12 protein-coding genes are annotated in these 11,246 nt (G+C 57.4%); 7 read left to right on the top strand and 5 right to left on the bottom strand.

Features of this window, described 5'->3' with window-relative positions; genetic code table 11:
• Position 1 precedes the first annotated feature (1 nt).
• A complete protein-coding gene (locus tag BM316_RS04185) occupies positions 2–475 on the bottom strand; it encodes a D-galactarate dehydratase (protein ID WP_090204350.1) in 474 nt (157 codons plus the stop codon).
• Positions 476–560: 85 nt separating this feature from the next.
• Between BM316_RS04185 and moaA the strand changes: the two genes are divergently transcribed.
• Positions 561–1,565, top strand: coding sequence for a GTP 3',8-cyclase MoaA (moaA, locus tag BM316_RS04180; protein WP_090204348.1), 1,005 nt, complete (start codon positions 561–563; stop codon positions 1,563–1,565).
• A gap of 16 nt (positions 1,566–1,581) precedes the next feature.
• On the opposite strand, the gene BM316_RS04175 is transcribed toward moaA, so the two are convergent.
• Positions 1,582–2,745 (bottom strand): M20 aminoacylase family protein, encoded by a 1,164-nt coding sequence (locus BM316_RS04175; protein ID WP_090204345.1) that lies wholly within the window; start codon positions 2,743–2,745, stop codon positions 1,582–1,584.
• A 33-nt stretch (positions 2,746–2,778) separates the two neighbouring features.
• Positions 2,779–3,939 carry an acetylornithine deacetylase gene (gene argE, locus BM316_RS04170; RefSeq protein WP_090204342.1) on the bottom strand — a complete coding sequence of 387 codons (1,161 nt, stop codon included), beginning with the start codon at positions 3,937–3,939 and terminating at the stop codon, positions 2,779–2,781.
• Between the two features lie 213 nt (positions 3,940–4,152).
• Between argE and BM316_RS04165 the strand changes: the two genes are divergently transcribed.
• From BM316_RS04165 to BM316_RS04140, 6 genes are all read left to right on the top strand, one after another.
• Positions 4,153–5,157, top strand: coding sequence for an ABC transporter ATP-binding protein (locus tag BM316_RS04165; protein ID WP_090204339.1), 1,005 nt, complete (start codon positions 4,153–4,155; stop codon positions 5,155–5,157).
• A complete protein-coding gene (locus BM316_RS04160; protein ID WP_090204336.1) occupies positions 5,150–6,208 on the top strand; it encodes an ABC transporter ATP-binding protein in 1,059 nt (352 codons plus the stop codon). Before BM316_RS04165 ends, BM316_RS04160 begins: the two co-directional genes overlap by 8 nt.
• On the top strand, positions 6,205–7,929 hold the full coding sequence (locus tag BM316_RS04155) for a peptide ABC transporter substrate-binding protein (RefSeq protein WP_090204333.1): 1,725 nt from the start codon (positions 6,205–6,207) through the stop codon (positions 7,927–7,929). The genes BM316_RS04160 and BM316_RS04155 overlap by 4 nt, the downstream gene beginning before the upstream one ends.
• Before the next feature lie 75 nt (positions 7,930–8,004).
• Positions 8,005–9,012: an ABC transporter permease gene (locus BM316_RS04150; RefSeq protein WP_090204331.1), complete on the top strand. Its 1,008-nt coding sequence runs from the start codon at positions 8,005–8,007 to the stop codon at positions 9,010–9,012.
• Entirely contained in the window at positions 9,005–9,985 is a 981-nt protein-coding gene (locus BM316_RS04145; RefSeq protein ID WP_090204329.1) for an ABC transporter permease, read from the top strand. The genes BM316_RS04150 and BM316_RS04145 overlap by 8 nt, the downstream gene beginning before the upstream one ends.
• Before the next feature lie 96 nt (positions 9,986–10,081).
• Positions 10,082–10,333, top strand: a complete 252-nt coding sequence (locus BM316_RS04140) for a DUF1289 domain-containing protein (RefSeq protein WP_090204327.1) — start codon at positions 10,082–10,084, stop codon at positions 10,331–10,333.
• A 1-nt stretch (position 10,334) separates the two neighbouring features.
• Here BM316_RS04140 and BM316_RS04135 read toward each other — a convergent pair whose 3' ends face one another.
• A complete protein-coding gene (locus BM316_RS04135) occupies positions 10,335–10,805 on the bottom strand; it encodes a Dps family protein (protein WP_090207513.1) in 471 nt (156 codons plus the stop codon).
• A gap of 54 nt (positions 10,806–10,859) precedes the next feature.
• Positions 10,860–11,225, bottom strand: coding sequence for a hypothetical protein (locus tag BM316_RS04130; protein ID WP_242649741.1), 366 nt, complete (start codon positions 11,223–11,225; stop codon positions 10,860–10,862).
• Between the last annotated feature and the right edge of the window lie 21 nt (positions 11,226–11,246).

Raw genomic sequence — 11,246 nt, 5'->3', positions numbered from 1 at the left:
CTTAACTGTCTGTGGCCGCCACCGAGACTTCGATGATTTCGGTCAGTGGCGCATTCAGAAGCCGCATGGCCGCGAGGCTGATCTGACTACCAGATCCGCTGACACCGCCAGAGGGGCGCAGTTCCACGTTGATTGTGTTGCCTTGGTACGTCACGCGTCCTGACTGAAGCGCGCTGACTAGCGGCGTCTTGAGCCATATGCCAGGCTCGGTCGGGGATCCCAGCGTTGCAAGCGTCGTCCCCAAGCTGGCATCAACCGCAGATGCCAGCGTGACGGCCGCCTCACGATCTGCTGCTGTTGTGGTGTCAAACTCATCCACTGTGCGCGCAGTCTCTGCGGGCGGTGGCGGCGGTGTGGGATCAAGTGTTGCCACAGGTGTTTCGACGACAGGTTCGGGAGTTGCAAACAAATCCTCAATCGCGGTCGAGGAACAACCGGCGACAAGGGCAATCGGAAGAAGGAATGAGATACGCATAACCCCAAGGGTAGCGTCACTTTGCGCAGTGGCAATGGCCCCTAATACGCTTGCGCAGGGTTTCGCCCGTGATACCCTGCCGCCCATGAAAGCGCCTTTGATAGATCCCTTCCAGCGGGCCATTGAGTATCTGCGTGTGTCGGTCACGGACCGCTGCGATTTCCGCTGTGTTTATTGCATGTCGGAAAACATGACGTTCCTGCCCAAAAAGGAACTTTTGTCGCTCGAAGAGCTGGACCGCATGTGTTCGGCCTTTGTCCGTCTCGGTGTTCAGAAGCTGCGGATCACCGGCGGGGAACCCTTGGTACGGCGCGGGATCATGACGTTCTTCCAAGCCATGTCGCGACATCTTGAGAGCGGCGCTTTGAAAGAACTGACGCTAACGACAAACGGCAGCCAACTGGTCAAATTCGCTGATGATTTGAAGGCAGCAGGCGTCCGCCGCGTGAATATCTCGCTTGATACGCTCGATGAGGCAAAGTTTGCGCAGATCACCCGTTGGGGCCGCCTGCCACAGGTGCTCAAGGGCATTGATGCGGCCCAAAAGGCTGGTTTGCGGGTCAAGATCAACACGGTTGCCCTGAAGGGCTTCAACGAGGACGAGCTGGAGACGCTGAGCGACTGGTGTGCGTCGCGCGACATGGACCTGACATTTATCGAGGTCATGCCGATGGGCGATCTGGGCAATGAAGACAGGCTCGGGCAGTACTGGTCGTTGAAGGACCTGCGCGCCCGGCTTGAAACGCGCTCGCCTCTGGTTGACCTGCCAGAGCGGACCGGCGGACCGGCCCGCTATGTGCGTGTCGAGAACACCGGACAGAAAATCGGGTTCATCACACCGCTGTCACACAACTTCTGTGAAAGCTGTAATCGTGTGCGGATCACCTGCACCGGCGAGATCTATACCTGCCTTGGCCAAGAGGGCCATTCCGATCTGCGTGCGCCACTGCGGGCCTCGGAATCAGATGCGCAACTGGAAGACGCCATTCGGGCTGCAATTTCGCTGAAGCCGAAGGGCCACGATTTCGACTACTCGCGCCAGACCGTGGACGGGCAAGTCAGCCGCCATATGTCACACACAGGCGGCTGAAACGTTTCACAAAGATTTAAGCAGCTGGCATACGCTGCTCGACGATTTCGGCCCACCAGCTACAGCCCGCGGGCATGGCTTCGTCATCAAAGACATACTCGGGATGGTGCACATCGGCACTGTCACCGTTGCCCACCAGAATATAGGCGCCGGGACGTTCGTTTGACATGAACGCGAAATCCTCGCCGCCCATGGTCATCTCGGCCTCAGCGCAGTCACCGGCAACAGACGTGGCTACCTTCGCTGCAAACTCGGTCTGTTCGTCACTATTGACCATCACCGGATAACCGTCACGGAAATCAACATCTGCGGTCGCGCCATAGGCCGCTGCAGTTCCTTCGGCAATCTCATGCAAGCGGCGCATGGCAAGCTGGCGCGTCTCCTCGGACATGGCGCGCATGGTACCGCGCAGGTGCACGGTTTGCGGGATGACGTTGTAGGCTTTTGAGGATGTTTCAAAGCTGGTGATCGACACCACGATCTTATCGATCGGTTTGACATTGCGAGACGCGATTGTCTGAAGCGCAACCACAATCTGGCTCGCAACGACAGTTGTATCAATCGTCAGATAAGGCTTTGCAGCGTGACCGCCCTTGCCCTCGACCACGATGTCGAACTGATCAGCCGAGGCAAAGAACGGGCCGGAGCGGATCGCAAACTGCCCTGTCGGCAGACCGGGCCAGTTGTGCATCCCGTAGACCTCCTGAATGCCCCAACGCTCCATCAACCCGTCTTCGCACATCTCGCGGCCACCGCCGCCGCCCTCTTCGGCAGGCTGGAAAATCAGGACGACGGTGCCGTCAAAATTGCGGGTCTCTGACAGATACTTGGCTGCGCCAAGCAACATGGATGTGTGTCCGTCATGGCCGCAGGCATGCATCGCGCCATCGACCTTGGATTTGTAAGGGACATCTGCCTGTTCAAGGATCGGGAGCGCATCCATATCGGCCCGCAAACCGATGACTTTGCCAGATTTATTCGATTTGCCCTTGATCACCCCGACAACGCCTGTGCGTCCCAATCCGGTGACAACCTCGTCGCATCCGAACGCCTTGAGTTTCTCTTCGACAATCGCTGATGTGCGGTGCGTATCGAACAGGATTTCGGGGTTTTCGTGCAGGTCATGCCGCCAGGCTTTGATCTCTGGCAACAATTCGGCGAAACGATTCTTTACAGGCATTGGGTCCTCTCCATTCTTGGGGAGGATATTGGGTCACGCAGCCAGATTTTCCACCAGTCTGGCAATAAACGCCTCGCCTTGGCGGAACTGGTCAACGGTGATGAACTCGTTCGGCTGGTGAGCCTGCGCAATATCCCCTGGGCCGCAAATCACGGCGGAATAGCCCCGCTCCTGAAATTGCCCGGCCTCGGTGCCGTAGCTGACCACATGGCGCGCGTTTTCACCTGTCAGCTGGCGCACGAGAGCTTCCGCCCTCCCGGCATCTTCAGGCACCAGCCCCGGAACGTGGAAATATTGCTCGGCCGAGATTCCGGCTTCGGGGCGGATCGCTTTCATCTCAGCTTCGATTTCGGCGAGTTTCGCTGCGAAACGCTCTTGCCAAGCAGCGATATCCTCGCCTGGCACAATACGGAAATCAAAGCCGAAGTGGCAGTCCTTGGCGGTGATGTTGTGCGCCGTGCCGCCACTGATCGTCCCAATATGGAGCGTCGTATAGGGCGGGACAAAGTCGGCGGCGATTTCCGTGACCGGTTTTGCGGCATTCTCCGCATTGACCTCATTGGCCCAATTGATGAGCTTTGCGGCCATCATGATCGCGCTCACACCTGTTGGTGCAAGCGATGAATGCACCTCGAACCCACGGAAATGCATCTTGTAGCCGATACTGCCCTTATGGCCCGTCACGACCTTCATCATGGAGGGTTCGCCCACGATCACGGTATCAGCACGCGGCAGGCCATGGCTGACCATGTGGTCAATCATCGGCGGCGCGCCTGTGCAGCCCACCTCTTCGTCGTAAGAGAGTGCAATTTGCAGCGGTCGTTTGATGCCGCGCTCCAATGCCAAAGGCACAGCCGACAATGCCAGAGCGTCAAACCCCTTCATATCGCAGGTACCGCGACCGAACAGTTTTCCTTGACGTTCGGTCACCTCGAAAGGGTCAGTGTCCCAGTTTTGCCCATCGACCGGCACGACGTCGGTATGGCCAGACAGCACAACGCCGCCATCGACCTCTGGGCCGATGTGGGCATAAAGCGCGGCCTTCGTGCCGTCCTCGTTCGGCACGCGCACCGATTGCACCCCATAACCGTCGAGGTATTCCTCAACAAAATCAATCAATTCCAGATTGCTATCTCGGCTCACAGTTGGAAAGGCCACAAGGCGCTCCATCAGTTGTCTGGCGGTCAATGGCATCGTCGTCCTTTCGAAATGGCGAAATCGGCTGCTATCGGGGCAGATGCGCCCAAATGCTTGGCACGGCAAAGACTGCGCAAACAAACCTGCTAACGCAAACAGGAATCGGCTTGCGAAGCGGGATTTTGGTGATACCGTTTCACCTGTTAGGACGTTCTCCGACAGAGAGACGCGCAAAACAACAATAATAAGAACCACTTGGGAGGTTCCTGTATGCCCGATGGGGCCATGCCCGTCCTGGATGTCCGGGACCTCAAGACTGTTTTCCAAACACGTGGCGGTGAAGTCCATGCCGTAAACGATGTCAGCTTCGCACTTCGTCCTGGCGAATTACTTGGTGTGGTCGGGGAAAGCGGTTCGGGCAAATCGGTTACGATGATGTCCCTTCTCGGCCTGCTGCCATCACCGCCAGCGGACGTGCGTGACGGACAGGTCATGTTCGGCGGCAAGGACCTGTTGAAAGTTTCCATGGATGAGTTGCGCGCCGTCCGCGGTGGCGAAATCGGTTTTGTTTTTCAGGACCCGATGACATCGCTGAACCCTGTCTACACGGTCGGGTTCCAGCTGATGGAGCCGCTGCGCAAGCACATGGGCATGAACAAGCGGCAAGCGGCCAAACGGGCGCAGGAGTTGCTGGAACTGGTCGGTATTCCCGATGCAAGGCGTCGCCTTGACGACTACCCGCACCAGTTTTCAGGCGGTATGCGCCAGCGCGTGATGATTGCGATTGCGCTGGCCTGTGATCCGAAAGTCCTGATTGCTGATGAGCCAACGACCGCGCTTGATGTGACCATTCAGGCGCAAATTCTGGAATTGATGAAAGAGCTGCGTGACAAGCTTGGCATGGCGGTGATCTGGATCACCCATGATCTGGGCGTGATTGCCGGGATCGCTGATCGTGTAATGGTGATGTATGCAGGCCAAGTCGTCGAGCATGCCCCCGTCAAGGAACTTTTCGGCAATCCGCAGCACCCCTATACCCGCGCCCTTTTGAAAACGATCCCGTCGATTGCCGGTGAGCGCGCCGCGCGCCTGACGATTATCGAGGGCCAGCCGCCGATCATGGGTGCAGCACCAAGCGCTTGCCCGTTCCGCGACCGCTGCGATGTGGCGTTTGAGCGTTGCGCACACGAAAATCCGCCCCGCTATGATGTCGGCCATGGGCACGACACAGCATGTTTCTTTGATGCCAGGACCGGAGCGCCACGCGATGCTTGATGCTGCCAGGAAACCCCTTGTGTCCGTGCGTGACCTCAAGATGCACTTTCCGATCTATGCGGGGCTGTTCCGTCGCCGCGTGGGCGAGGTCAAGGCCGTCGACGGTGTCAGCTTTGACGTCTTTGAAGGTGAAACGCTTGGTCTGGTTGGTGAATCAGGCTGCGGCAAATCCACCTGCGGGCGGGCTGTGCTGCGCCTTTACGACATCACGGATGGGTCGATCACGATTGAAGGCAGGGAAATCGGGCAGACACCACAACCCGACCTGCGTCCGATGCGACCGACCATGCAAATGGTCTTTCAGGACCCGCAGGCCTCGTTGAACCCGCGCATGACGGTAGAGGATATCATCAAGGAACCGCTTGATGAGCATACGACGCTGACGGACGCCGAAAAGCGCGAAAAGGTCGGCGAGTTGATGGATGCGGTCGGTTTGAACCGCAAGTTTGCCAAACGTTATCCGCACGCCTTTTCTGGCGGCCAGCGGCAACGGATCGGCATTGCGCGCGCGCTGGCATTGAACCCCAAGTTCATTGTCTGTGACGAGCCGATTGCTGCGCTTGATGTGTCGATTCAGGCGCAGGTCGTGAACCTTCTGGAAGACCTGCAAGAGCAGTTCGGCCTGACCTATCTTTTCATCAGCCACGATTTGTCCATGGTCCGCCACATCGCCACGCGTGTTGCGGTCATGTATTTGGGGAAAGTGGTCGAACTGGCCCCGCGCGAGGGGCTTTATGCCGACCCGCTGCATCCCTACACCAACGCGCTGCTGTCAGCCGTGCCGGAGCCTGATCCAAGTCTTGCCCGCAAGAGCGAGCGGATCATTCTGCAAGGCGACGTGCCGTCCCCTTCCAATCCACCAAAGGGGTGCAACTTCTGCACCCGATGCCCGTCTGTGATGGACATCTGCAAAGAGGTGGAACCCGATTACAGAGAGGTGAAGCCGGGCCGTTTTGTCGCCTGCCACCTTTTTAACGAGATCAACGACACTGCCAGCCAAATGGCAGGGACCGAGGATAAAAAGAGCACCAACAAGGAGAAAACACTATGAAACTCAAAACAGCCCTGATGGGTGCTGTTGCGACTGTAGCCGTAGCGCAGATGGCCTATGCCGATGCGCACGAAGGCGAACGCGGTCGCGATGGCGAGGTCAAGATCATTTATTGGCAGGCCCCATCCATCCTGAACCCGTATCTTTCGGGCGGCACCAAGGACATTGAATCAGCCTCGCTGATGCTGGAGCCTCTGGCCCGCTACAATGCTTCGGGCGAGCTGACACCTTGGCTGGTTGACGAAGTCCCAACCGTCTCCAACGGTGGCGTGTCCGAAGACCTGACCTCGATCACATGGAACATCACACCAGGCATCGTCTGGTCCGATGGCACACCTTTCACATCTGCCGATGTGAAGTTCACATATGAGTACTGCACCGACCCGGAGTCCGGCTGTGCGCAGCTGACAAAGTTTGACGGTGTGACCTCGGTCGAAACGCCTGATGATCTGACGGTTGTCGTGAACTTCGGTCAGCCAACGCCATTCCCTTATGGCCCATTTGTCGGTGGTGAAAGCCCGATCCTGCAAGCCGCTCAGTTTGCAGACTGCATGGGTGCAAAAGCACCTGAGTGTACTGACGAAAACTTCGGCCCAATCGGCACTGGCCCATTTGTTGTGACTGAATTCCGCACAAACGACGTGATCCAGATGGTTGCCAACGAAAACTACCGTGATCCGAACAAACCTGCGTTTGCGTCTGTCACATTCAAAGGTGGTGGTGATGCAACCGCTGCTGGCCGTGCCGTCATGGAAACCGGCGAATTCGACTACGCTTGGAACCTCCAGCTTGCACCTGACGTGATCGCGCAGATGCAGGAAGGCGGCTTGGGCATGCCGGTTGCTGGCTTCGGCCCGCTGGTTGAGCGCATCATGCTCAACAACACCAACCCCGACCCATCCCTGAGCGACGAAGAGCGTTCGGTGATCCGTCCGCACCCGTTCCTTGGCGATCCGGCTGTTTACAAAGCCATGTCCATGGCGATCGACCGTCCGCTGCTGGTTGAAATCGGCTACGGTCAGGCTGGTAAAGTCACCTGTAACTGGGTTCCTGCACCGGCTGCAGTGAACTCCGACACGTTCACATGTGACGTTCAGGACATCGACGGCGCGAATGCGATGCTCGATGAAGCTGGCTACCTCGACACCGATGGTGACGGCGTGCGTGAAACACCTGATGGTGTGCCAATGTCGATCCTTTACCAGACATCGACCAACGCTGTCCGTCAGGACTTCCAGGCGCTGATCAAAGAGTGGTGGAGCATGATCGGTATCGAAACCGAGCTGCGCAACATCGACGCTTCCGTGTTCTTCGGTGGTGACCCAGGTTCGCCTGACACCTTCCAGAAGTTCTACGCTGACGTTGAAATGTACGCCAACACCTTCAACGGCACCGACCCGCAGACATATCTGGGCAACGGCCTGTGCGACAAGGCACCAAGCCCGGCCACGCAGTGGCAGGGTGAGAACATCAGCCGCTTCTGCATGGAAGAGTATGATGCGCTGCACGCACAGCTGACCACAACAGCGGATGCAGACGAGCGCGCTTCCATCGCCCGTCAGCTCAACGACATGATGGTCGAAAACGGTGGTATGATCCCACTGGTGCACCGTGGTCGTCTGTCGGCACATGCCAACAGCCTCGGCGGTATCGACCTGAACGTTTGGGACAGTGAGCTTTGGAACATCGCTGACTGGTACCGGACCGGCGACAACCGCTAATCAATGATCTGATGTAGGGCGGGTCACCCCGCCCTACACCTCCCTATTCCAGAACCATGACCTAAGGCGCCTTACATGCTCAACTACACGATCCGTAGATTGGTCCTGTCGATCCCGACGCTTTTGTTTATTGCTCTGGTGATCTTCCTGTTGCTTGAATTGGCCCCGGGCGATCCGATGGGCCAGATGCCACTGACGATCCCTGATGACGTCAAACAGCGGATGCGCGAGGCACTGGGGCTGGGAGAGCCCTGGTACACGCGGTTCTACCTTTGGCTCTATCAATTCTTCATCGTCGAGCCGCAGTACTGGATCGACGGTATCTTTGGCACAAACTTTGCCGACGGCGCGCAGCGCATCATCAGCTTCCAGTCACGCAGCCCTGTCTTTGATACGATCGCAGAGCGTCTGCCACAGACCTTGTGGGTGGTTGGTATGTCCTATGTCGTCGGCGTCGCCATTGCCCTGCCCATCGGCATTATCAGCGCCTACAAGCAATACTCCGTTTTTGATCAGGCCGGCACATTTGTCAGCATGATCGGCTTTTCCGTGCCGCCCTTTTTCTCCGGCGTGCTGGTGATCGTGATTTTCTCGGTGCAACTGGGTTGGCTGCCCTCGATCTATGACACGACACATCAAGTCGTCGATTGGGAAACCTTCAAGTTCCAGCTGCAGCAGATGATCATGCCAGTCATGGTTCTTGCCCTGCAGACAACTGCGCAGGTCAGCCGCTACATGCGTGCCTCGATGCTGGATAATCTCGGGCAGGACTACGTTCGCACGGCCCGCGCCAAAGGCATGAGCGAAAGCGTTGTTGTGATGCGTCACGTCCTGCGCAACTCGATGATCCCAGTCGTCACAGTCATCGCACTGGGCATTCCTTCGATCTTCGGCGGTGCGATCATCACCGAACAGGTTTTCAAGGTGAACGGTCTGGGGCAGCTTCTGATCCTTGCCTTGCAGGGCGCAGACATTCCGATGGTGATGACCATCACGTTTCTTCTGGCTGTTTTGATCGTGTTGATGAACCTGATCGCCGACATCCTCTACGGCGTGCTTGATCCAAGGATCCGCTATGACTGATGTGTCCCAGCAAATTCAGCCGCCCCTTGATCCGGTGGAGCCAGCGGCCCTTACCGAAAAGCCGCGCAACCAGTGGCTCGATGTCTGGGACCAGTTCCGGTCACACAAAGGTGCTATGGCCGGCCTGATCTTCCTGATCTTTATCACGCTTTTCTGCGCATTCGGGCCGCTCATCTGGGACGTTGATCCAGGCAAACTGGACATCCGCAACAAGGATGTTCGCCCGATCTACACAGTGCTGTGGGATGGTGATGCCAAGGTGTCCTGGGCGCGGCCGATGGGCACCGACCACCTTGGCCGCGATATCATGGCCAACCTGATGCAGGGAGGTCGCATTTCACTCGCCGTTGGCTGGACCGCGATGGTGCTTGCTATTCTGATCGGCACCCTCGTGGGTGTTCTGGCGGGCTATTTCCGGCGGTTGGACTGGGGTCTGATGCGCTTTACCGATCTGGTTCTGTCGCTTCCTATCCTGCCACTGCTGCTCGTGATGATGCTGCTATTCCGTGATCCGCTGCGGGCGGCGTTCGGCCCCGAGACGGGGATCTTTATTCTGATCGTGACCGGTATCGGGATTACGTCATGGATGCAGACCGCGCGGATCGTGCGCGGCGACGTGATGGCGCTGAAGGAACGCGAGTTCGTATTGGCCGCACGGTCCATCGGCACCCCACCCCGCCGGATGATCACGCGGCATGTTCTGCCCAATGTGCTGTCTCCGATCATGGTGTCAGCAACTTTGGGACTGGCGACCGCGATCATCACGGAAAGCGCGCTGTCCTTCCTTGGACTGGGCTTCCCTTCCGATTTCCCGACTTGGGGCAAGATCCTGTTTGACAGCGTCGACCGGATGGTCGCTTTCCCAGAGCGCGTGCTGTGGCCCGGCCTTGCAATCTCGCTGACAGTGCTGGCTGTGAATTACATCGGTGACGGGCTGCGCGATGCGCTTGACCCACGGATCAGGGGCATGTGATCTGCGACAAGCTGGCACTTGATTATTCCGACTAAAACGATCAAGTAAGGGTGGCGAGACGACGTCACCCTTTTTGTTTGCGGGATCAAACTGAGTATGAGCAAGACGCCCTCACCTTGTATCGATGTATGCAAGTACAAGCGCAAAGGTCATTGTATTGGCTGCGGTATGACCAAGGCGCAGAAGTCACTTTTCAAATCATTGAAAAAATCGACCCACAAAGAGGCCTTTGTGGAGATGCTCATGACCCAGCAGGATGCGATGGGGAAGTATGAGCATTGGCGCAAAGCCTATAAAAAGAAATGCGCCAAAAAAGGCGCATCTCTTCCTAAGGATATCGCAGCTTAAGCTAGGCCAGGTGAGACCGCAGGAACCACGCGAATTTCTCGTGGGTCTGTCCGCGCGCGATGCAAAGATCCTCGGTCAAGGTATCGCCGTGCTCGGCGGCCAGTTCACCTGCAGCGGCCAAAGTCGCAGCCAGCGTTTCCTGGGCTTCCTGCATCATCTTGATCATTTCCTGATCCGATGCGTGGCCATCGTGCTCACCGATCTTTGAACGCTTCAGCATCCCGGCAAGCATACCTTCGGCGTGGGCATCAAGTGCGCGCACCCGCTCTGCCAGATCATCTTGAGCAACAAAGTGATCCTCATAGATCTTCTGGAAAAGGTCATGCAGCGGACCAAACGCCATCCCTTTTACATTCCAATGGAAATTCTGGGCCAACATCGTTGTCACCGCTGTTTCAGCGACACACTGGTTCAGCGCGTCTGCAATCGCAGCTTGTGCGGAGGGGCTCAGGTCTGAGGCAGTTTGGGTCATATCGTCCAGTCCTTGTAACGTCATCGGAGTAATGGACGAAAGTTTAGACTTATTCTAAACTATGTCCAGACTGTAAGCCGCCCTACACATCAAAAAGTGTAAACTTGCGGCACGCGCTTTGGACATGCGGCTGAGCATCGCAAACCGGTAACGCGGTTCGTCACCTGCACGGACCGCATCAAGCGCATTTGCAAGCCAGAGTTCATCGAAGCTCTGCTCTTCTGCAGTGGGTTCAAAGAACCGCATCCGGCGGCCGAGCGCATCTGGCAATGCCGCCAGAAGCTCTCCCATCGGGTCACCGGATGTGACCCCGGACAGCCGCAACTTGCGTCCAGTCGCGCGCATACCTTCCGGCATCGGACGCTTTACAGGTGCGATCTCGGTTTCGGCGGGCAGATAGCTGATAGCGGGATTAGACACGACTCACTCCTATTCCCGACA

The organism is Yoonia litorea (genome assembly GCF_900114675.1).
Classification (GTDB): domain Bacteria; phylum Pseudomonadota; class Alphaproteobacteria; order Rhodobacterales; family Rhodobacteraceae; genus Yoonia; species Yoonia litorea.
The sequence above is the reverse complement of the archived record's forward strand: the minus strand, read 5'-3'. Positions and strand labels throughout refer to the sequence as shown.